This is a genomic window from Aliivibrio sp. 1S175, from assembly GCF_001690985.1.
GTDB lineage: Bacteria > Pseudomonadota > Gammaproteobacteria > Enterobacterales > Vibrionaceae > Aliivibrio.
This window is the reverse complement of the sequence record NZ_MAJS01000026.1, coordinates 1-22,612: the sequence shown is the minus strand read 5'-3', so window position 1 is coordinate 22,612 and position 22,612 is coordinate 1. Positions and strand designations below refer to the sequence as shown.

Genomic DNA, 22,612 nt, shown 5'->3' with positions numbered 1-22,612 from the left:
AAAGACTATGTATCATGCTGAAAAAGCACCTTCCTTTAATCTTGTTTTGTTTTTTATTGCTTCTCTCTATATCTTGGCAAAAGAATGGCGAAACAATTGATTTATTTAATAAAAACATCATGCCTAATTCTGATTATTGGTTCGGCACCGATTGGTTAGGCAGAGATGTATTTAGTCGAACATTAAAAGCACTTTTATTCAGCCTTGCCATGGGGGGACTCGCCTCATTATGTTGCACATTACTTTCTACGTGTTTAGCGTTAATTGGAAACGTAAATTCAGCATGCAGTTATCTCATAAATACGCTTATTGATGTTTGGAGCGCGTTACCACATATTTTGGTGATGATAGTGCTATCCATTTTGGCTGGTGGTGGGTTTGAAGGGTTAGTAATCGCCATCACTTTCAGTCACTGGCCTAAATTAACTCGTTTACTCAAAGTTGAAATAGAACAGTTACGACATAAGCCTTATGTGCTGCATTCATTGGCTTTTGGTCACTCTACATTGCGCTGCTATGTAACACATTTGACACCTCATCTACTCCCTCAGATCCTGACAGGGATGATTATTCTCTATCCTCAAGCCTTAGTTCATGGCGCTGGATTAACATTTTTAGGATTTGGAATTGAACCTTCAACGCCATCAATGGGCGGAATGCTCTCTGAAGCCAGTCAATATTTACTCAGCGGGCAGTGGTGGCTCGCTTTATTTCCAGGAATAGTTTTAGTCACCAGTTCATTATTATTGATGCTGATTGGCACCAGAGTGAGAAGGTAAAAATAGCAATGATCCAGATTATGTCGTTAACGATAAAACAAAACCGTCATTCTGCCCCTTTATTCTCAAACCTTTCTTTGTCTATTAATAAGAGAGAAGTTTTAGCTATCATCGGAGCCAGTGGCTGCGGAAAAAGTGCATTAATTAATGTCATTATGAATTCAATCCCCCCTGACTTTACGGTTACCGGAGAGATTATAATTCAACCAACAGCACGTCTTGCATTAGTGCCACAAAGTATCAATGCGTTAAACCCTACCGCAAAGATAGGCACTCAGTTAGCGCAATTTGAACCAAAGAGAAAATGGTACCAACGCAAAAATAACACGGCGATTCATAATGCGCTTATTTTGGCTCAGTTACCTCTTTCAGTGGCTAAATTATACCCTTATCAACTCTCTGGAGGGATGGCTAAGCGAGCCCTATCTGCATTGGCTTTTATTCAACAACCAGACGTAATAATTGCTGATGAACCCGGTTGTGGTATCAATGAAGAATACTTAGAACCGTTGTTTCAACACTATAAATATCTCGCCCATAAAGAGAACAAAGTCGTGATTATCGTCAGTCATGATATAAAACATATTCTTGATATAGCGGATAAAATAATTGTTTTAAAAAATACAGATGATGGAGACCACATCTCCTCCATTGAATACACAACACCTGAAAAAATCAAACAAGGCAACAGTAACGCATACAGCCAAGCCCTATGGCACGCATTACCTAAACACTGGAATTAAAATATGATTTATTTAACTGATGCTACGGTTCGCTATCAAAAAGAACGACTATCTTTACCTAATATTAGACTAGAACAAGGTGAGATTTTAGGCTTGAATGGGGTCAGTGGTTCAGGTAAATCAACGGTTGCAATGTTACTTTCAGGTTTTATATTTCCATCTTCTGGTCATGTCTGCACACCAAGCTATGATAATAAAAAAGCCAACCCTGTACAGTGGATAGGACAGCATCCCGAACTCTCATTTAACCCTAAATGGACAGTGTTAAAATCATTAAAAGAGAGTTTTCGTGAACAAGATTTTATCCCCTTATTGCATAATTTTAATCTCAAAGAAGAGTGGCTACCGCGCTACCCAAAAGAACTTTCAGGTGGGCAGTTGCAACGCCTTGCTTTACTACGAGCTCTTTTACCCACCACTCAATATTTATTATGCGATGAAATAACAGCCCAATTAGACCCAATAACACAACAATCTATTTGGGCTCAACTGCTTAAATTAAGCAAAGAAAGAAATATTGGTCTTTTAATCATTTCACATGAAAAAGCCCTACTCGAGTCCATTTGTGAAAAAATAATAACCTTAAGATAAACGCTTTATTTAAATGAATTTACAAAATAATCACATCTCTTTTCCACTTATATTTAACAATAAAAAAACCATTAAAAAGTTCTATTTTTTGACTACTTTTTTATTGCCAATTTTAAAATATAAGATTACTATCCAGATCGTAAACCGTTAAAAACCTTATCTAAAATTAATCTATTTTTACATATTCATGTACACATAAAATAAATTAATTTTACTGTAACGCTGGGGAGGTGAATTCACCCACATGCTTAGATTTAAGCCATTACAGTTTATTTAAAATACCTATTTCTCTAGTGTGTAAACTAGAGGTGTTTGCTATTTGTTTTCATTATTTCTTTTTAAGAAAATATGCCATATTGGCAGGATTAATTATGCCTGAAATAAATACATCAGCGTCAGGTTGGTTAGCAGACATATCTCTTTTCTATGAAAAAAGAGGTTCAAATACCAAGCTAGTTCATCGTGAACAAGTTGGCCCACTCATGGTTCAGCGTCCTTTTTATCCAGAAATCGGCATTGCACATACTTATCTACTTCACCCTCCAGGTGGTGTCGTCGGTGGCGACCAACTCAATATTAATATTCACGTTGCACCAAAAGCGCATTCATTAATAACAACTCCTGGCGCAACCAAGTTTTATCGCAGCTCAGGGGCGACTTCAACTCAAACGCAACGCTTAAATGTTGATGATAGCGGCTTCTTAGAATGGCTTCCCCAAGAAAATATTTTTTTCCCTAACTGCCAAGCTCATTTAAATACGCAAGTCGCGTTACATAAAAACTCGCATTTTATTGGCTGGGAAATGAATTGCTTTGGGCGTCCTGTACTTAATGAGACGTTTGAAAAAGGCATGGTTACGGGTCGAATCAACATTCAAGTCGAAGGCAAACTATTGCTTTCTGAATCTATGTATATCGACTCAATCAATGAGATAAAGCACGCCGCGGGAATGCGCGATTACCCAATGCTTGGCAACCTTTATATCTACCCTGCTTCTGAAACATTAGAAGATAAATTAAGAACACTGATTAATGAATATTTCCATGAACAAACTGGGTTATTTGGCAATAGCGATCCTATTTGTGGAATTACTCACATTGATGGCTTATTGGTTATCCGTTATTTAGGTTATCAAACAGAACCCATGATGGCGTGTTTTAGTACGCTATGGCAACACACTCGCCAACATTGGTTAGGAACATTACCCGAAGTCCCACGCATCTGGGCAACATAATTAGTTGGAATAGTAATGGAATTAACACCAAGAGAAAAAGACAAACTGCTGCTTGCTTCTGCGGGCATGATTGCTGAAAGACGTAAAGCGCGTGGATTAAAACTGAATTACCCTGAAGCCATCGCCTTAATTTGTTTTGAAATAATGGAAGGGGCTCGTGATGGACGAACCGTGGCTGATTTAATGAACTACGGCCGCACCATTTTAACGGCTGATGATGTTATGGAAGGTATTCCTGAAATGATCCCAGATGTTCAGGTTGAATGTACATTCCCCGACGGCACCAAGTTAGTATCAATTCACGATCCTATCGTTTAAGGAATTAAGGATGATCCCTGGAGAAATAAGAGTAAATGACGCTCTTGGTCAAATTGAATTAAATGTGGGCCGTAAGACATATAACTTATCTGTCGCAAATTATGGTGACCGTCCTATTCAGGTAGGTTCTCATTATCATTTCTACGAAGTGAATGAGGCTCTAAAATTTGATAGAGAACCAACCAAAGGCTTTCGTTTAAACATTCCTGCGGGTATGGCTATTCGTTTTGAGCCGGGCCAACGTCGCACTATTGAGCTCGTCGAATTTGCCGGTAAACGAGAAATATACGGTTTCCAAGGTTCCGTCATGGGCAAGATTGACGACATGATCAGCACTGATAACTCTACTGACGAAAAAGAGGCAAATTAAATGGCCCATATCTCTCGTACTGCTTATGCCAACATGTTTGGACCAACGACCGGTGACCGCGTTCGTTTGGCCGATACTGAGCTGTTTTTAGAAATAGAAAATGATTTTACGACCTACGGCGAAGAAATAAAATTCGGTGGCGGTAAAGTGATCCGTGATGGCATGGGTCAAAGCCAAGTGGTTAATAGCGAATGTGTTGATGTCGTTATTACTAACGCCTTAATTCTCGATCATTGGGGTATTGTAAAAGCAGACATTGGCATTAAAGACGGTCGTATCTTTGGGATTGGTAAAGCAGGTAACCCTGATGTTCAACCCAATGTGGATATCGTCGTTGGTCCTGCGACAGAAGTCGTTGCTGGTGAAGGTAAAATTATTACTGCTGGCGGTGTCGATACTCATATTCACTTTATCTGCCCTCAACAAGCAGAAGAAGGCTTAACCTCTGGCGTCACTACCTTCATCGGTGGTGGTACAGGCCCAGTAGCTGGTACAAATGCAACCACTGTAACACCTGGCATTTGGAATATGCATCGCATGCTAGAAGCGGTGGATGATTTACCTATCAATGTTGGCTTATTCGGCAAGGGCTGTGTAAGTAAACCCGATGCTTTGCGTGAACAAATTGAAGCGGGTGCTATTGGGTTAAAAATTCATGAAGACTGGGGCGCGACTCCTGCCGCGATTCATAACTGTTTAAATGTGGCTGATGAAATGGATATCCAAGTAGCCATCCATTCAGATACGTTAAACGAAGGCGGTTTTTACGAAGAAACCGTTAAAGCCATTGGTGATCGTGTTATTCACGTATTTCACACCGAAGGCGCTGGCGGCGGTCACGCACCAGACGTTATAAAATCGGTAGGTGAACCAAACATTCTGCCTGCATCAACCAACCCAACGATGCCATATACGATCAATACCGTAGATGAGCATTTAGATATGTTAATGGTATGCCACCACTTAGATCCTTCTATTCCTGAAGACGTGGCTTTTGCTGAATCACGTATTCGTCGTGAAACGATTGCAGCAGAAGACATTCTTCATGATCTTGGTGCTATCTCTGTGATGTCATCTGATTCACAAGCAATGGGCCGTGTGGGTGAAGTGATTATTCGTACTTGGCAGTGCGCTAATAAAATGAAGCTTCAACGTGGGATCTTAGAAGGTGACACAGAAGAAAGTGATAACAATCGCATCAAACGCTATGTTGCTAAATACACCATCAATCCAGCGATTGCTCATGGTATTTCGCATGAAGTAGGCTCTGTTGAAGTCGGTAAATTAGCCGATTTAGTCGTTTGGAACCCTGCGTTCTTTGGTGTAAAACCTGCGCTTGTTATGAAAAGTGGTTTAGTGGCTTACGCTCCGATGGGCGACATCAATGCCGCTATACCAACGCCACAACCTGTTCATTATCGCCCAATGTTCGCGTGTTATGGAAAAGCGAAATACAAAACATCAATGATCTTTATGTCGCAAGCAGGCATTAAAGCAGGCGTACCTGAGCGACTGAATTTACAAAGCCAAATTGGTGAAGTGAAAGGTTGTCGTAACATCTCGAAAAAATCGATGATTCATAATAGCTACACACCGCACATTGAATTAGACAGCCAAACTTACATCGTAAAAGCTGACGGGATCCCTCTTGTTTGCGAGCCAGCAACAGAGTTACCAATGGCACAACGTTATTTCTTATTTTAAATAACTTAAACCTAGCCTTACCAGTGTACTTATTTCTGGTGAGGCACTTTTTACAGTGAATAATCATGATTAAATTTACTCACCTTGTTCATCACCACCATGACCACCATCATGGCGAAGTTCATTCACACAACGCCGTCGAACTAACGTTATGTTTAACTATGTTAGAACGTACAAAAAGTCGTTTAAAAGTAACCCTTAGTGATGGTACTGATGCGGGTTTATTTTTACCACGCGGAACCGTACTAAAAGAGCATGACATAGTAGAAAGTGATGATGGCATTCAAGCCATCATTACCGCAGCAGCAGAAACGGTATCAACCGTTTATAGTGATGATTTATTATTACTAGCAAAAGCGTGCTACCACTTAGGCAACCGCCACGTCCCCCTTCAAGTTGAAGCTGGGTGGTGTCGTTATCTTCACGATCATGTACTTGATGACATGGTGCAACGTTTAGGGTTAAACGTAAAAGTAGAACAAGCCAAATATCAACCTGAACCAGGAGCCTATGGTGGTTCAAGTGCTGGCTCATACGATGGTCATCACCATTAAGCGAGGCCATAGTGTTAGAGGATCTACGACTCTATCAATTAATTAGCCCCTCTTTACCGGTAGGATCTTTCACCTATTCACAAGGATTAGAATGGGCGATTGAAAAAGGTTGGGTTAGTAACGTTACCGAGTTAAAACATTGGTTAAGCAATCAATTAATGGACAGTATCGCTACATTAGAGCTGCCAGTTTTAGCGAAAGTAACCCAGTTGTTCAAAAATGAACAATGGCAAGAAGCTCAAGAATGGTGTGATTTTGTTATCGCCAATCGTGAGACAAAAGAATTACGACTTGAAGAAAGACAGAAAGGCTTAGCTTTCTCAATGTTATTACCAAAATTAGGTATTGAATTAAATTCAACCACCCAACCAATGGTAAAACAAACCCAAATTGCCGCTTTTGCACTCGCAGCGAATCACTGGCAACTATCTGAAAGAAAGTTAGCTGTCGCCTATGCTTGGGGATGGCTTGAAAATGCCACGATTGTTGGCATAAAACTGGTTCCACTAGGACAAAGTGCAGGACAACAACTGCTGTTAGAAATGGCAGACGTTATCTTAGAAGCAGTAGATAAATCAGAGCACTGGCCTGAACACCTCATTGGTAGCTTCACTCCAGCGCAAGTATTGGCAAGCTCTCGACACGAGAGCCAATACACTCGACTATTTAGATCATAAGAGTAAGTAAATGCAAGATTACAAACAACCTTTACGTATTGGTGTTGGCGGCCCTGTTGGCTCAGGTAAAACAGCACTATTAGAAATCCTGTGTAAAACACTGCGTGATACGTACCAAATTGCAGTAGTAACCAATGATATTTACACGCAAGAAGATGCAAAAATCCTAACTCAAGCAGAAGCATTAGCAGCAGACAGAATCATTGGTGTTGAAACTGGCGGTTGCCCTCACACTGCTATTCGTGAAGACGCATCAATGAACTTAGCTGCCGTTGAAGAATTAGCACAACGTCATAAAAATCTAGATATTGTTTTTATTGAAAGCGGCGGTGACAACCTAAGTGCTACATTCAGCCCTGAATTAGCAGATTTAACTATCTATGTCATTGACGTTGCTGAAGGTGAAAAAATACCACGTAAAGGCGGACCTGGCATTACTAAGTCAGATCTATTGATCATCAACAAAATCGACTTAGCCCCGTATGTTGGTGCTTCTCTTGAAGTGATGGAATCCGACACCGCTCGTATGCGCCCAACTCGACCATACGTATTTGCTAACTTGAAAAAAAGCGTTGGCTTAGAAAAGATCGTTGAATTCATTATTGAACGCGGTATGTTAAACGAAAATTAATAATCCTCGTTAACATAAATAACGTTCTCCTCGATAACTTAAAGCCTCGATACACACCATAACCGTGTGTATCGAGGCTTTGTTTTATCTAAATCAATGAATTAGTCATTTAAAACATTTGATGATTGGTAATCAAAATAGCTCAGTGTAAACTTCACAATAGTTATCATTTTAAGATGGAAAATATTATGAAAGTATATGATTGTTGTGACATGGTTCGTGAACTTTATTCACTTATTGGCAGTGGTGATCAAGGTTATATCCCTCAAGCGATTACGTGTGCCGTTAAATCATTAAACGATATTGCAGCAGACGAAGCCCTTCCAAAAGAAACTCGTGAAAGAGCCGCATTTGCCGCTGCAAACTTATTAATTTCTGATTTTGAGGATGAGTAATGACACCTGAAAAGATGGCTTCAATGGATCCTGTTATGCTCATGAGCATCGTTAACATGAAGATCCGCGATGAATTTGGTGATCTAGATAGCTATGTAAAATTCTATGAATTAGATAAAGAAACTCTAATCACAAAACTGGCTAATGCCGGTTTTGATTACTTAGTCGATGCTAAACAATTTAGATAACTATCTGATTACTTAAAAAATAAAAAAGGGCAGGACAATATCATTATTGTCCTGCCCTTGTATTTACGATGAGAATGTTAGAACGATGCCCAAAGAACCGTAATAACTAAAATAGGACACACAAACTTCACATACAGAGGCCAAACCTTACCAAAGAACCCTTGTTGAAATTCTGGATAACCTTGCTCAAGTTCTTTAATTTTAGAATGACGGCTCCATACCCAACCGCCAAATACACAGAACAATAATGCCGCAACAGGTTGCAAGTATTGAGTCGCAATCATGGCAACCAAACCAAATAACTCACCAAAATTAAATACGATTATCACACTGAAAACAGCAATCAAGGCACCTAGCACCCAACTTGTTGGCGTCCTTTTAGTTTTAAATCGCTCGCTCACTAAAGAAACTGAACACTCAAGCATTGAAATTGAAGAGGTTAATGCAGCAATCGTTAATAATAAAAAGAATACAATTGCGAACAAGTCACCAAATAAGCCCAAACTATCAAACATCATTGGCAATACGGTGAATACCAAAGTGTCAGAGCTAATCAGTGAACCATCTTCTGCATAAATTTGAACGCCCTTTTCCATCGCAACGAACATTGCAGGCATTACCACTAATCCAGCAATAAATGCGACAGCCGTATCGACTAAAGTTACGTTCATTGCCATCTTTGGTAGGTTCTCTTTTTTACTTAAATAAGAACCATAAATCAGCATTGAACAACCACCAATAGTCAAAGAGAAAAAGCCTTGTCCCATGGCTGCTAGGATCAATTTTTTGTCCATTACTTTTTCAAAATCAGGAATAAGGTAGTGCTTTAATCCTTCAACGGCACCTTGTTGCATCATGATATAAACAAACAATAGGCCAAATAAAACAAATAAAGCAGGCATTAAACGCGTTGACCATTTCTCAATACCGTCTTTAATTCCACCCTGTACGATTAGAATAGTTAATACATAAAAGAATATTGTGCCTAATAAATTACGCTCAATACTAAAACCTTTAAACCATTCTGCAACATCGTGTAATCCAATAACATTCGCCATAGCACCAAGTAAAAAACAGATTAACCAGCCACCCACAATGCTATAAAACATTAAAACAACACTAGGAACACTCAAGCCTATCCAACCAACAAAAGCACCAATACGTTTGCCTAATGGGTTTGATGTTAGTGAACGCATACTATCAACTGGGTTCGCCTGTCCATGACGACCAATCGCCATTTCAACAACCAGCATTGGAAAAGCTACCACCAGTATCATGACAAGATAAACCAATAAGAAAGCCCCACCACCGTTACTAGCGGCTTGTGTTGGGAATCCCCAAATATTTCCTAATCCAACAGCCGCACCTGCTGCTGCCAATATGAATCCTATACGTGAACTAAAACTTTCTCTGTTATTGGCCATTCTTGTATCACCACACTAGTACAATGTACATATAGTAACTTCACTCATTATTAAACACCAGTTATAAATTCCTAATTAATTCATTTATTTTATGAATTAATAAGTACTTAGCAGCTATCTCTACATTAAAAGGATTCGACAATATTATATTCATTCATTTATTATCAAAATAATGATTATCACCGTGTTCTTTTTTTAAACAAAATACATAAGTAGTCATAACTCGTTAACATACATACCCATTAGAAAAACTAATTAAAAATCGTCAAAATTATAATCTATTTTTTATTTGACGAAATTAAAAACTACTGATAAATTCGCCCTCATTGAGTCACGGTGTACACATCCTATAACACCTCTCTATATACTCCACCAAACTCCAGACTACTGAGTAATATACTCAGACAATTAGATGGTAGCCAAATGGGTTAGATATCCGCAAAGTATTTACTATACTTAATTGTGGATTTTTTCTATTTGAGACAAATTAATGACAGATAAAATCATAGTCGGATGGCGCGAATCACTTAGCCTTCCAGAACTTGGTATTAAATTAATTAAGGCAAAAGTTGATACTGGCGCCCAAACTTCTTGTTTACATGCATTTAAAGTAGAGCCCTTCACAAAGGATGGTGAAGACTGGGTCCGTTTCTGGATTCATCCAGAAAAGCGTAATAACGATTTCGTGCAAATTTGTGAAGCACCTATCGTTGATCGCCGCTCAGTAAAAAGTTCAAGTGGTCAAGAAGAGATGCGTTATGTCATCAAAACAATGATCCGTTTATCAGGCCAAGAGTGGCCAGCTGAAATAACATTAAGTAACAGAGAAACAATGGTGTTTCGTATGTTACTTGGCAGATCATCAATGCAAGATCGCATTGTTGTTGATCCATCGTCGTCTTACCTAGTTGATTTTGAGGAAAATGTATAATGAAAATCGGTATTTTATCGCGTAACCAAGACCTTTACTCTACTCGCCGTTTAATCGAAGCTTCAGAAAGTCGTGGCCATGAAGTGAAAGTAATTGATGCATTACGTTGTTATATGAATATCAATTCAGAGCAGCCTCAAATTCACTTTAAAGGTGAAGAACTGATTAATTTCGATGCAATCATCCCTCGTATTGGCGCATCAGTTACCTTTTATGGTACTGCGGTATTACGCCAATTTGAAATGATGAATGTGTACCCTGTAAATGAATCAGTTGCGATTACTCGTTCTCGTGACAAACTGCGTTCAATGCAATTACTTTCTCGTAAAGGTATTGGTATGCCGATTACGGGCTTTGCAAGCAAGCCTGATGACGTTAAAGACCTATTAGACATGGTTGGCGGTGCGCCAGTTGTGATCAAGCTCTTAGAAGGCACTCAAGGTATCGGTGTTGTTCTTGCAGAAACACGAAAAGCAGCAGAAAGTGTTGTTGAAGCTTTCATGGGCTTAAAAGCTAACATTATGGTTCAAGAGTTCATCAAAGAAGCTGGCGGTGCTGATATCCGTTGTTTCGTTATTGGTGGCAAAGTGATCGCAGCAATGAAGCGTCAAGGTGCAGAAGGCGAATTCCGCTCTAACTTACACCGTGGTGGCTCAGCGTCACTAGTAAAATTAACTCCTGAAGAGCGTAAGACAGCAGTCGCTGCAGCAAATATCATGGGCTTAAATGTAGCAGGTGTAGATTTACTTCGCTCTGATCGTGGTCCACTTGTAATGGAAGTGAACTCATCTCCGGGCTTAGAAGGCATTGAAGCAGCGACAGGTAAAGACGTTGCCGGCCTAATTATTGATTTTATTGAGAAAAATGCAGCGACTAAAAGGACTAAAACTCGTGGCAAAGGCTAAAAAAAATCAAGCGTTTGAAATACTAACGCACTCGGTTGCACCTGGTGAAAGAAAGGTAATTGAGATTGAAGCCGCTAAGCTTTATACGCACTCACCTCTATCGATCCCTGTTGAGATCATTAACGGCCAGCATGCTGGCCCAATCCTGATGGTAAATGCTGCCATTCATGGTGATGAACTTAATGGTGTTGAAATTGTTCGACAGTTAATTAACAACGTTGATCCTAAGACATTAAAAGGGACTCTTATTGCAGTACCTATTGTTAATGTCTTTGGTTTCATCCATAAATCACGCTATCTTCCGGATCGCCGTGATTTAAACCGTTGCTTCCCTGGCTCTGAAAAAGGCTCTTTGGCATCTCGTATGGCAAATACTTTTTTCACCCAAATAGCGCAACGTTGTGATTATATTGTTGACTTACATACTGGTGCTATTCACAGAACGAATCTTCCTCAAATTCGTGCTGATCTAAGCAATCCTGAAACGTTACGTATTGCACACGCATTCGGTACGCCAGTGATTGTAGATTCGCCTCTTCGAGATGGTTCTCTTCGCAGTGAAGCTGAAAAATGTAATATTCCAGTATTAACGTATGAAGCGGGTGAAGCTTTACGCTTTGAGCCTATCGCGATTAATGCGGGTTATGTTGGCGTACAACGTGTAATGCAAGCCATCGGCATGTTAAAGGCAAGTAGAAAACGCTTACCTGAAGCCATCATAGCCAAATCAACAAGTTGGTTACGAGCAGAAAGTGACGGTATTTTACGTACGGTTGTAACGCTTGGTGAGCAAGTTGATAAAGGCCAAGTTTTGGCTTATATCAGTGCACCATTAGGTCACAGTGAAATCGAACTACGCGCTCATAAAGGCGGTATTGTTATTGGCCAACAAACCTTACCTTTGGTTAATGAGGGAGATGCTATTTTCCATCTTGCTTATTTTACCGAAGATGATGAGATGGTGGGTCAAACGGTTGAAACTTATATCGATGAAATTATCGAAGCGGATACTGACCAATTAACTAACGGTCAAATCACAACATCTACACTTTAGTATTTCTATTAAAGTAATTTAAAAATAAGAGAGGTTCGCCTCTCTTATTTTATATCTAACTATCTGTTATTACTGCACGTCTATAATTTCGTATTGCTGCGTCTTACCCGCTAAATTCAATTCAAATTCATCACCAAGTTGTTGCCCTATCATGGCTTTTCCTAGCGGAGCTGACGGCGTTATTAGTGAAAATGTCATCTTATTATGAGTTACTTTTACTCCACCGGCTGATGGGCCTATAAAAAATACACTCTCGACATCATCTTTATTTACAACCGTCACTAAAGCACATTGGTTAATCGCACTGTCTTCTGTGTATTCTAATCGCGGTAACTTTCGATACGCTAATATATCCGCTTCACATTCAGCAACTCGCAATGCCTGTCCATGAGCTAGATAAGACGCCTCTAAACCAAAGGTTTCATACTTACTGCGTGCTATTGCTTCTTTGTCTGTCGCTTGATCAATCGCTCGCTGCGTTGCTTCAACCGCCATTTGATGAACATCACGCAACGCTTGGATAATTGATTCTAATAATGCTTCTTTTTCTATCATCAAAACAATCCATAATATCAAATATAAAAAAAGGCGCTCAAATAAGCGCCTTTTTTATTTCGAATTATTCGAGAAGATTACTCTTCGTCGTAATCGTAATCGTCTTCTTCATTAGCGGCATCACGAGCGGCTTCATATTCCGCTTTTTGTGCTGCTGACTTCTCTTTCTTACGAGCGATCATTTCTTCTTTTTCAGTACGTTGATCAGCTTTACGATCATTACGAACCGCTTGAGTCTTTGCAAATTCAACAAGCTCTTTTTGAGCCCATTCAACTGCTTCAGCTTCGCTTTCAAAACCAAGCTGACGCTTAGATACAACCGTTCTGCGAGAAGTTACTTGGCGCGTAATTTCAGCAGCCCAAGCGTTACGTTTTTCTACAATACGGTAATCAAATTTTGCCATTTTTATTTCCTAGAATTCGATAGTTAAGGGATAGATCATTACTAAAAAATCCATCTATAACTGCAGCACAATAACTGCATTCCCTTTAATGCCCGCTATTAGAACACATCTAGCCAAAAATGCATCAAAAAGATGTCAATCTATAAGCGCTTTAAAGGAGAAGTTGATCTTATTTTTTTACAACTAAATGATTGCGGTTGTCTCGGCTACTGCGGATCAACTCATCACCTTTCACAATATCAACGGATTTTGCTAATCGATCGTATAGAAGAACATTCACTGTAGCTGCTAAATTCATGCAACCAACCGTTGGAACATAAACGACATAATCTGCTCTATCTGCAACTTGTTGGGTAATTGAACCATCTTCAGGGCCAAAAACATAAATTGCCTTGTCTGGATGTTGAAACTCAGGAAGAGATATTGCTCCCTCAGCAAGTTCAACACACACCACCTTCATGCCTTCTGGCAGTCCATCTAATAAACAATCTACGCTGGTCAGCGGAATTTTATTCGCTACTTTCTTTGTGTCTGTTTGAAATTTAACGGCACGATCGTATCTCTCGCCAGTATAACGAACATCATCAACTTGATAACAACCAGCAGCACGCATCACTGCGCCAACATTGGTAGGGCTTTTAGGGTTACTTAAACCAATTGTGACGTGCGTATTTTTCATTGTTTTTTCCGAAAGATAAAATTAAAGCGCTATTCTAACAAAAAAACCGCTGAAGCCTAAACTCCAACGGTTTTATTTGAAAAGAGCCGTCTTTACCCAACTCTTTTATTTATTATAGAACAGACTGTTAATTCAATTTTCAGATTTTTATCACATTTTCAAAAAATCATAATAAATAATTGATTATTAAATTAAAGATATTGGTTAACACTTAATAAGCCTCAACCAAAATATGCTCTAAATTAGCCAATATTCTTACGGGCATTTTGGAACATACGCATCCAAGCGCCATTCTCGCCCCACGTCTCTGGAGCCCAAGAGTTAGCAACCGTACGGAAAACACGCTCTGGGTGAGGCATCATGATAGTTACTCGACCATCCGTCGTTGTTAACCCGGTAATGGCGTTTGGTGAACCGTTCGGGTTATTTGGATATTGCTGCGTTTGATTACCGTTATTATCAACGTAACGTAGAGCAACAGTGCCTGAGCTTTCAATCGCTGCTAGATGTTCATCATTACGAACTTCTACACGACCTTCACCGTGAGAAACCGCGATTGGCATACGAGAACCTTCCATTCCATTAAGGAAAATAGAATCTGATTTCTGCACTTCAACTAGGCTAAAGCGTGCTTCAAAACGCTCTGATTCATTGCGCACGAATCGAGGCCAGTATTCTGCACCAGGGATAAGTTCACGTAGGTTAGATAACATTTGACAGCCATTACATACGCCTAGGGAGAAGGTATCTTCACGCTTAAAGAAACCTTCAAACTGGTTACGAGCATCTTCATTAAACAGAACTGATTTAGCCCAACCTTCACCAGCGCCTAGTACGTCACCGTAAGAGAAGCCACCACACGCCACAAGACCGTTGTACTCTTCCAGTACTGCAGAGCCAGTAAGGATGTCACTCATGTGAATATCTGTTGCTTCAAAGCCTGCGCGGTCAAACGCTGCTGCCATTTCAACGTGAGAGTTAACACCTTGCTCACGTAGAATTGCCATCTTAGGTTTAGCACCTAGGTTGATATAAGGCGCGGCAATATCTTCGTTTACATCAAAGCTTAGGCTAACGTTTAGACCTGGATCTGAGTTGTCTTTTTTCGCTTCATGTTCTTGGTCTGCACATACAGGATTATCACGTAAACCTTGCATTTTATGCGTAGTTTCAGCCCAGATAGTACGTAATTCAGTACGGTTACGTTCTACTATAACGGTTTCACCAGACTTAATAACCACTTCGTCAGACGCTTCAACAGAACCAATAACGTGTGAACATTCACCTAACTCATTTGCAGCTAAGGTTGATAACACTGAATCTAAATCGTCATTACGAACTTGGATTACCGCACCTAACTCTTCGTTAAATAATGCAGCTAATGTATCTTCGCCTAATGCTTCAATGCTCGCACTCACACCACAATGTCCAGCAAATGCCATTTCAGCAAGCGTCACGAATAAACCACCATCGCCTTTATCGTGGTAAGCCACGACTTGATCATTTGCGATTAATGTTTGAATGCCTTCGTAGAAGCCTTTTAGCTGTGCTGCATTGTCTACGTCTGCTGGTTTATCACCAAGTTGCTTGTAAACTTGCGCTAGTGCTGTTGCACCCATACGGTTTTTACCGTTCCCAAGGTCAATAAGAACTAGCGATGTTTCACCTTTGTCAGTGCGTAATTGTGGAGTCACTGTCTTACGAATATCTTCAATACGTGCAAAAGCGGTAATCACAAGAGAAAGAGGAGAAGTAACTTCTTTCTGCTCACCATTCTCTTCCCACTTAGTCTTCATAGACATTGAATCTTTGCCTACTGGAATAGTAAGACCAAGTGCCGGACAAAGTTCTTCACCTACGGCTTTAACGGCTTCGTAAAGACCCGCATCTTCACCTGGGTGACCCGCTGGAGACATCCAGTTTGCAGATAATTTAATATTCTTAATATCGCCAATATTTGTCGCTGCAATGTTGGTAATGGCTTCACCAACCGCTAAACGAGCTGATGCACCAAAGTCTAGTAGAGCAACGGGTGTACGCTCACCAAGAGACATCGCTTCACCGTGGTAAGTATCATAACTTGCCGCAGTTACCGCACAGTTAGCAACAGGAACCTGCCATGGGCCAACCATTTGGTCACGAGCCACAAGACCAGTCACTGAACGGTCACCAATCGTGATTAAGAATGTTTTCTCTGCCACTGTTGGTAAACGAAGAACACGCTCAATCGCATCATTCATTTCAATGCCTGAACGATCAATCGCTGGGTTATTCGCTTTTAGCGTTTTTGCATCACGGTGCATCTTAGGCGTTTTACCTAGAAGGATGTCCATTGGCATATCAATTGGTGTATTGTCGAAATGTGAATCTTCTAACTTAAGGTTACGCTCTTCCGTTGCTTTACCAACAACCGCATATGGCGCACGTTCACGCTTACAAATCGCTTCAAATGTCGCTAAGTCTTTATCTGCAACCGCCATAACATAGCGTTCTTGAGATTCATTACACCAAATTTCAAGTGGGCTCATGCCCGGCTCATCATTGGGTACATCACGTAAGTTAAAGATACCGCCACGCTCACCATCATCAACAAGTTCAGGTAATGCGTTTGAAATACCACCTGCACCTACATCGTGGATAAATGCGATTGGGTTTGCATCACCAAGCTGCCAACAACGGTCGATAACTTCCTGACAACGACGCTCCATTTCTGGGTTTTCACGTTGTACTGAAGCGAAATCTAGATCTTCAGAAGAAGAGCCTGAGTCCATTGAAGATGCTGCACCGCCGCCAAGGCCGATGTTCATCGCTGGACCACCAAGTACGATTAAGCTTGCGCCTACTGGGATCTCTTTCTTCTGAACATGATCATCACGAATATTACCTAAACCACCCGCAAGCATGATTGGCTTGTGGTAACCACGTACTTCTTCACCATTATGAGAGTTTACTTTTTCTTCATAAGTACGGAAGTAACCTAATAGGTTTGGACGACCAAATTCATTGTTAAATGCCGCGCCGCCTAGAGGGCCTTCAAGCATAATATCAAGCGCAGTAACGATACGGTTTGGCTTACCAAAATCCGTTTCCCACGGTTGAACAAAATTAGGAATTTTTAAGTTAGATACGGAGAAACCAACTAAACCCGCTTTTGGTTTACCACCGATACCTGTTGCGCCTTCATCACGGATTTCACCGCCAGAACCTGTTGACGCACCCGGCCAAGGAGAGATTGCTGTTGGGTGGTTATGCGTTTCTACTTTCATCAAGATGTGTGTTTTCTCTTGATGGTAACCATAACCACGCGTTTCTGGATCAGGGAAGAAACGGCCAACGGTAGAACCCGTCATTACAGCGGCGTTATCTTTGTAAGCAGACAGCACGTTTTCAGGAGTGACTTCAAAGGTGTTTTTGATCATTTTGAATAATGATTTATCTTGCTTAACCCCATCGATAGTCCAATCTGCATTGAAGATTTTGTGACGACAATGCTCTGAGTTCGCTTGTGCAAACATCATTAATTCAATATCAGTAGGATTGCGACCTAGCTTTTCAGTAAAGCTTTCTAATAGGTAATCAATCTCATCTTCTGCCAATGCAAGACCTAGGGTAACGTTTGCGTTTTCTAGCGCTTTACGACCACCTAAAAGTAGATCGACCTCTGCGTATGGCGCAGGCTCTGCAACCGTAAATAATGCCGCCGCTGATTCAAAATCAGTGAAGACAACTTCCATCATACGATCATGAAGAATGGCTTTTAATTCAACCAATTGAAGTTCAGAAAGTGTTTCTGACGTTTCTACGTAATAAGCCGTACCACGCTCTAAACGTGCGATTTTAGCTAAACCACAATTATGGGCGATATCAGTAGATTTTGAAGACCAAGGAGAGATAGTACCCGGACGAGGGGAAGACAGAAGTAATAAACCTTCTGGTTTATGTTCTTCAATTGTTGGACCGTAAGTTAGTAGTTTTTCTAGCTTTACAATTTCAGATGCATCAAGATCTGAGGTTACGTCTGCAAAGTGGGCAAACTCAGCATAAATACCAGTGACAGGTAATTTTAGCTCGCGACAAAGCTCAAGCAGCTTATTAACACGAAATTCAGATAGAGCAGGTGAACCACGCAAAATTCTCATGTACTTAGGTCTCTTCGGCAATGAATTAAAGGTAATATTGGTATAGCTTCATGTAGTTATAAATAATTAACTCTATTAAATATTGATAACTCATAGTAACCATGCCGATGTTACCTCTGGTATTGCGAGCGCATTATAAAGGATTTTGTTTTGTGAAGTAACACCAAAAGCAACCGTTTGCGTATTTTTTTTAAAAAAATATCAAATGGGCTTAATTTTTTGTGGCTTTGAGTGAAAAATAGACGATATCATATTTATTCTGTCTCGATCTCTAAAAATTGTTCTAATTTGTTACCGTGCTTTTGCCTCTTTTTCTCCCATTTGATATAACTACGCCTTAATTATTTACAAGAGCATTCTGACTTGAGCCGCATCCGATATTATCGCCTTTTACCATCTTGCTTGGTTGTTTTTACTTTGGCTTTTACCCTAACGGGCTGCCAAGTAGAATCAGAACCAAAAAATAAACTAGAACAAGTAAGAGAACGCGGTATTTTACGAGTCAGTACTTTAAATAACCAACTGTCTTATTATATTGGTTCTGATGGTCCTACAGGGCTTGATTATGATCTAGCAAAAGCCTTTGCTGAAAAACTAGAAGTAAAATTAGAAATTACACCTGCGTATACTTACTCTGGTTTATTCCCTGCACTTAATCGCAATGAAGTCGATATCATTGCCGCTAATATGACCATCACTCCAGAACGTCTACAGCAATTTATTCCTGGACCTGTGTATTATTATGTCAGTCAACAAGTCGTGTATAAAAAAGGCAGTTGGCGCCCTCGTAATATAAAAAATCTTACCGATCTTGATGAGAACTTAACTATAGTAAAAGACTCGAGCTTTGAAGGAACATTAATCAAGTTAAAAGAGAAGCACCCAAATCTCGATTGGCAAACAGAACCAGATACTGACGTTAGTGAATTATTAAAAAAAGTAGCCAATGGCGAAATACATTACACTTTAGCGGATTCTGTTGAATTATCGCTAACTCAACGAATTCATCCTGATTTAGCGGTTGCTTTTGAGTTAACCGAAGATCAGCCTGTCGCTTGGTTTTTACAAAAAACAGAAGACGATAGTTTACAAGCTCTGGTCATTGAATTTTTTGGTGAACTAAAAGAAAGTGGCAAACTGGCCCTTTTAGAAGAAAAGTATTTTGGCCATGTTGAATCGTTTGATTATGTTGACACTCGTGCTTTTATTCGAGCACTAGAAAGCAAACTGCCTAAATGGGAACCCCTATTTAAAAAGTACGCGGGTGACTTTGATTGGCGTTTCTTAGCGGCATTGTCATACCAAGAATCGCATTGGAACCCATTAGCAAAATCACCGACAGGGGTTCGTGGCATGATGATGTTAACGCTTCCAACAGCTCAATCTGTTGGCGTTAAAAATCGCTTGAGCCCAGAACAAAGTATTCGCGGCGGGGCTGAATATTTACGACGTATAGTGAAACGTGTTCCTGATTCAATTACAGAACACGAAAAAATTTGGTTTGCCTTGGCTTCATATAACATTGGTTTTGGTCATATGATGGATGCGCGCCGTTTAACACAAAGTTTAGGTGGTGACCCTGACTCATGGACTGACGTAAAAGATAACTTACCTTTATTACGCCAAAAACGTTATTACAAATATCTTCGTTATGGTTTTGCTCGCGGTGATGAAGCTCAAAACTATGTTGAGAATATTCGTCGTTATTACCAAAGTATTATTGGTTACGAACAAGAACAGGCAAACAAGTTAATTCAAGAAGAAATTACCGTCGAAGATTTAACTGTAATAGATGTCCCTTTATCTTCAGCAACACCGGCAATCAGTAATGCGGTTTCGAACCAGTAATATCGAGATCATACAGAGGTAGAACAATAGTAAATTGCTTTCATATAACGGTAACAATGAATCAATATGCTAGATAGTTCGCTCATAACATTATTTCAAATAGGGCTAGCAATTAGCCTTATTTTTTATTTATTACACTAAAAAGAGGATCTATGATCTCTAATAAAAGAAAACTTAAATCACAAACGTCTTTAAAAGGAAGCACTCAACGTCGACGTAAATTATTAAACAACCATAAAAAAGTGCTTCATCGCCAGCGACTGTATTCTATGTCTCTATTTGATGAAGGTGAATCATTCTCTTGTCGTTAATCATTTCTACGCTAATCTTTATGTACACACATTAAAAAAGGCAAATGAACGTTCAATTTGCCTTTTTCATATCAACCAATTTATTCTATTGGTTTTTCAATTCTTCTTCTCGCTGTAACTTTCGTTGTTCTTTTATCTCTTTTCTTCTACGTCTAAAAAAAGCTTGCAGTTGCTCTCGACACTCGTCGGCCATTACTCCTGATTCACAATCAACAAAGTGAAACGCTGTTGCTGACGTAAACAAATTTATCACACTGCCAGACGCTCCTGTTTTTAAATCCGCCGCACCAAAAACAACCTGTTTAATCCGACTTTGTACGATTGCGCCAGCACACATTGGGCAAGGCTCAAGAGTGACATATAACGTGGCGTTAACCAGCCGATAGTTCTTAACGGTTTGCCCTGCTTGCTTAATCGCCATCATCTCAGCGTGAGCCGTAGCATCATGAGTCCCAATAGAACGGTTCCAGCCCTCTCCTATTATCTCGCCATCTAGCACAATAACGGCACCAACAGGAACTTCACCTTCACTTTCTGCAATTGAAGCAAGTTCTATCGCTCTTTGCATATAGAACGTCGCGTTCTTATTTTCGTCTAAATTTGTCATTTTATTCTGCTAACTCTTTTGCCAAGAACTCAACCAATAAACGAACTTTTGTTGAAAGATGTCGGTTGTTTGGATAAACCGCCCAAATGCCTTCTTTTGGCTCACGATAAGGAGCAAGGATTTCAACTAATTCCCCTTTATCCATCGATTCTTGAACATAGAAATCAGGTAACTGAACAATACCTAACCCCTTTAAAGCTGCATTAGTAAGTGCTGCGCCACTATTACAGTGAACGGACCCTTTCACTCTCACACTTTTTTCTTTTTTATTCTCAATAAAGCGCCAAACAGGCAAACTACCAATTAAACAATTATGTTGAGAAAGCTCAGATAAGGTGTGTGGCTCTCCATATTTTTCGATATAACCGGGGGAAGCACACACTCTAACTTGTCGACTAGACAGACGTTTTGCCATCATAGTTGAATCGGTTAAACGACCTAAGCGAATCGCTAGATCAAAATCTTGCTCAATTAAATCGAACGTTTGATTTGATAGTACCAGTTCAAGTTCAAGCTGAGGATACATCAGCATAAAATCACTAAGCAGTGGCGCGATTAGCTGCTCACCATAAGTCACTGACGAAGTGATCTTTAAGCGACCTTGAGGCGTTGCGTTAAGCTCAGTGATTGCTCTATCTGCTTGCTTTAATCCTTCAACCAAATGACGACAATGTTGGTAGTAGGTTTGACCCGCCTCTGTAACCGATACTTTTCTGGTTGTTCGGATCAATAATTTTATTGATAAACGGTCCTCTAAAGCGGCTACTTTACGACTGATCTGTGCCACTGATGTTTCAAGAGCTCTCGCAGCACCGGTAAAACTTTGCGCTTCAGCAACTGCAACAAATTCAGTTACTCCTTCCCAATCAATCACAACGTGTTCCTCATTACTATTATTACGTATACGTAAAGATTATTTACCATTCTAGCGTATTATCAAATAAGGAGAAATACTTATAATGGCATACAACAAGACGACGAGCACAAACAAAAAATAGCACTACGCTTAAAATGAAACCGCTTATTTATGTCGTCGATTACATTATCCCAATAAGGAAAATCCAATGGCTCTTGATATTAAACCAGGTCAAACATCAATTAAATCTAAAGCAATGGTAGCTTGGGCTGCTGGCGAACCTCTTAAAATGGAAGAAGTTGATGTTCAACTTCCTAAAGCTGGCGAAGTTTTAGTTCGTATCGTTGCTACTGGCGTATGTCACACTGATTTATTCACTCTATCTGGTGATGATCCAGAAGGTATCTTCCCTTCAATCCTAGGGCATGAAGGCGGCGGTATTGTTGAGATGATCGGCGAAGGCGTGACAAGCGTTGAAGTTGGCGACCACGTTATTCCTCTTTACACAGCGGAATGTGGCGAGTGTAAATTCTGTAAATCTGGTAAAACTAACCTTTGCCAAGCAGTTCGTGAAACTCAAGGCCAAGGCCTTATGCCTGATGGAACTAGCCGTTTCTCTATTAATGGTGAAACTATCTTCCATTACATGGGTTGCTCTACGTTCTCTGAATTCACAGTTCTTCCTGAGATTTCACTAGCGAAAGTATCTAAAGA

Annotated in this window: 25 protein-coding genes; 18 read left to right on the top strand and 7 right to left on the bottom strand. The window is 40.1% G+C overall.

Annotated elements, in window-relative coordinates; translation table 11 throughout:
• Positions 1–14 precede the first annotated feature (14 nt).
• From A6E06_RS10740 to A6E06_RS10685, 12 genes are all read left to right on the top strand, one after another.
• Entirely contained in the window at positions 15–779 is a 765-nt protein-coding gene (locus tag A6E06_RS10740; RefSeq protein WP_065592077.1) for an ABC transporter permease, read from the top strand.
• 8 nt (positions 780–787) lie between these two features.
• Positions 788–1,522 (top strand): ATP-binding cassette domain-containing protein, encoded by a 735-nt coding sequence (locus tag A6E06_RS10735; RefSeq protein WP_065592076.1) that lies wholly within the window; start codon positions 788–790, stop codon positions 1,520–1,522.
• 3 nt (positions 1,523–1,525) lie between these two features.
• The gene (locus tag A6E06_RS10730) at positions 1,526–2,113 is read left to right on the top strand and encodes an ATP-binding cassette domain-containing protein (protein WP_065592075.1); all 588 of its coding nucleotides are present in this window, start codon (positions 1,526–1,528) and stop codon (positions 2,111–2,113) included.
• Positions 2,114–2,484: 371 nt separating this feature from the next.
• Complete coding sequence (locus A6E06_RS10725) at positions 2,485–3,348, top strand: urease accessory protein UreD (protein ID WP_065592074.1); 864 nt, start codon at positions 2,485–2,487, stop codon at positions 3,346–3,348.
• A gap of 15 nt (positions 3,349–3,363) precedes the next feature.
• On the top strand, positions 3,364–3,666 hold the full coding sequence (locus A6E06_RS10720; protein WP_060993604.1) for an urease subunit gamma: 303 nt from the start codon (positions 3,364–3,366) through the stop codon (positions 3,664–3,666).
• A gap of 10 nt (positions 3,667–3,676) precedes the next feature.
• A complete protein-coding gene (locus tag A6E06_RS10715) occupies positions 3,677–4,036 on the top strand; it encodes an urease subunit beta (protein WP_065592073.1) in 360 nt (119 codons plus the stop codon).
• The gene (ureC, locus tag A6E06_RS10710) at positions 4,037–5,740 is read left to right on the top strand and encodes an urease subunit alpha (RefSeq protein ID WP_065592072.1); all 1,704 of its coding nucleotides are present in this window, start codon (positions 4,037–4,039) and stop codon (positions 5,738–5,740) included.
• Between the two features lie 65 nt (positions 5,741–5,805).
• The gene (ureE, locus tag A6E06_RS10705) at positions 5,806–6,294 is read left to right on the top strand and encodes an urease accessory protein UreE (RefSeq protein ID WP_065592071.1); all 489 of its coding nucleotides are present in this window, start codon (positions 5,806–5,808) and stop codon (positions 6,292–6,294) included.
• Positions 6,295–6,305: 11 nt separating this feature from the next.
• Positions 6,306–6,971: an urease accessory protein UreF gene (locus A6E06_RS10700; RefSeq protein WP_065592070.1), complete on the top strand. Its 666-nt coding sequence runs from the start codon at positions 6,306–6,308 to the stop codon at positions 6,969–6,971.
• 10 nt (positions 6,972–6,981) lie between these two features.
• Positions 6,982–7,602, top strand: a complete 621-nt coding sequence (gene ureG / locus A6E06_RS10695) for an urease accessory protein UreG (RefSeq protein WP_065592069.1) — start codon at positions 6,982–6,984, stop codon at positions 7,600–7,602.
• A 188-nt stretch (positions 7,603–7,790) separates the two neighbouring features.
• Positions 7,791–7,997 (top strand): YaeP family protein, encoded by a 207-nt coding sequence (locus A6E06_RS10690; protein WP_065592068.1) that lies wholly within the window; start codon positions 7,791–7,793, stop codon positions 7,995–7,997.
• Positions 7,997–8,185 (top strand): DUF4250 domain-containing protein, encoded by a 189-nt coding sequence (locus A6E06_RS10685; RefSeq protein WP_065592067.1) that lies wholly within the window; start codon positions 7,997–7,999, stop codon positions 8,183–8,185. Before A6E06_RS10690 ends, A6E06_RS10685 begins: the two co-directional genes overlap by 1 nt.
• Before the next feature lie 77 nt (positions 8,186–8,262).
• Here the strand turns inward: A6E06_RS10685 and A6E06_RS10680 are convergent, their stop codons facing one another.
• Positions 8,263–9,609 (bottom strand): sodium-dependent transporter, encoded by a 1,347-nt coding sequence (locus A6E06_RS10680; RefSeq protein ID WP_065592066.1) that lies wholly within the window; start codon positions 9,607–9,609, stop codon positions 8,263–8,265.
• 490 nt (positions 9,610–10,099) lie between these two features.
• Between A6E06_RS10680 and A6E06_RS10675 the strand changes: the two genes are divergently transcribed.
• From A6E06_RS10675 to A6E06_RS10665, 3 genes are read left to right on the top strand one after another with little or no spacing between them, the layout of a single operon-like run.
• The gene (locus A6E06_RS10675) at positions 10,100–10,540 is read left to right on the top strand and encodes an ATP-dependent zinc protease (RefSeq protein ID WP_065592065.1); all 441 of its coding nucleotides are present in this window, start codon (positions 10,100–10,102) and stop codon (positions 10,538–10,540) included.
• A complete protein-coding gene (gene rimK / locus A6E06_RS10670; protein WP_065592064.1) occupies positions 10,540–11,445 on the top strand; it encodes a 30S ribosomal protein S6--L-glutamate ligase in 906 nt (301 codons plus the stop codon). Before A6E06_RS10675 ends, rimK begins: the two co-directional genes overlap by 1 nt.
• A complete protein-coding gene (locus tag A6E06_RS10665) occupies positions 11,405–12,499 on the top strand; it encodes a succinylglutamate desuccinylase/aspartoacylase family protein (RefSeq protein WP_065592063.1) in 1,095 nt (364 codons plus the stop codon). Before rimK ends, A6E06_RS10665 begins: the two co-directional genes overlap by 41 nt.
• Before the next feature lie 69 nt (positions 12,500–12,568).
• Here the strand turns inward: A6E06_RS10665 and A6E06_RS10660 are convergent, their stop codons facing one another.
• From A6E06_RS10660 to purL, 4 genes are all read right to left on the bottom strand, one after another.
• Positions 12,569–13,054, bottom strand: a complete 486-nt coding sequence (locus A6E06_RS10660) for a GreA/GreB family elongation factor (RefSeq protein WP_065592062.1) — start codon at positions 13,052–13,054, stop codon at positions 12,569–12,571.
• A gap of 77 nt (positions 13,055–13,131) precedes the next feature.
• Entirely contained in the window at positions 13,132–13,458 is a 327-nt protein-coding gene (locus tag A6E06_RS10655; RefSeq protein WP_065592061.1) for a DUF3622 domain-containing protein, read from the bottom strand.
• Between the two features lie 169 nt (positions 13,459–13,627).
• Positions 13,628–14,137 (bottom strand): RNA methyltransferase, encoded by a 510-nt coding sequence (locus A6E06_RS10650; RefSeq protein WP_065592060.1) that lies wholly within the window; start codon positions 14,135–14,137, stop codon positions 13,628–13,630.
• A gap of 242 nt (positions 14,138–14,379) precedes the next feature.
• Positions 14,380–18,276, bottom strand: coding sequence for a phosphoribosylformylglycinamidine synthase (gene purL, locus A6E06_RS10645; protein ID WP_065592059.1), 3,897 nt, complete (start codon positions 18,274–18,276; stop codon positions 14,380–14,382).
• A 363-nt stretch (positions 18,277–18,639) separates the two neighbouring features.
• Between purL and mltF the strand changes: the two genes are divergently transcribed.
• Both mltF and A6E06_RS19970 read left to right on the top strand, forming a co-directional pair.
• Positions 18,640–20,124 carry a membrane-bound lytic murein transglycosylase MltF gene (gene mltF / locus A6E06_RS10640; RefSeq protein ID WP_065592058.1) on the top strand — a complete coding sequence of 495 codons (1,485 nt, stop codon included), beginning with the start codon at positions 18,640–18,642 and terminating at the stop codon, positions 20,122–20,124.
• 152 nt (positions 20,125–20,276) lie between these two features.
• Positions 20,277–20,435 (top strand): hypothetical protein, encoded by a 159-nt coding sequence (locus A6E06_RS19970; protein WP_176703472.1) that lies wholly within the window; start codon positions 20,277–20,279, stop codon positions 20,433–20,435.
• A gap of 85 nt (positions 20,436–20,520) precedes the next feature.
• Here the strand turns inward: A6E06_RS19970 and tadA are convergent, their stop codons facing one another.
• Together tadA and A6E06_RS10630 are read right to left on the bottom strand one after the other, a co-directional pair.
• Positions 20,521–21,042, bottom strand: coding sequence for a tRNA adenosine(34) deaminase TadA (tadA, locus tag A6E06_RS10635; RefSeq protein ID WP_065592057.1), 522 nt, complete (start codon positions 21,040–21,042; stop codon positions 20,521–20,523).
• 1 nt (position 21,043) lies between these two features.
• The gene (locus tag A6E06_RS10630) at positions 21,044–21,916 is read right to left on the bottom strand and encodes a LysR substrate-binding domain-containing protein (RefSeq protein ID WP_065592056.1); all 873 of its coding nucleotides are present in this window, start codon (positions 21,914–21,916) and stop codon (positions 21,044–21,046) included.
• Between the two features lie 190 nt (positions 21,917–22,106).
• On the opposite strand from A6E06_RS10630, the gene A6E06_RS10625 reads away from it, so the two are divergent.
• Positions 22,107–22,612: alcohol dehydrogenase catalytic domain-containing protein (locus A6E06_RS10625; protein ID WP_176713286.1), on the top strand; the 506-nt coding region annotated here is incomplete at its 3' end.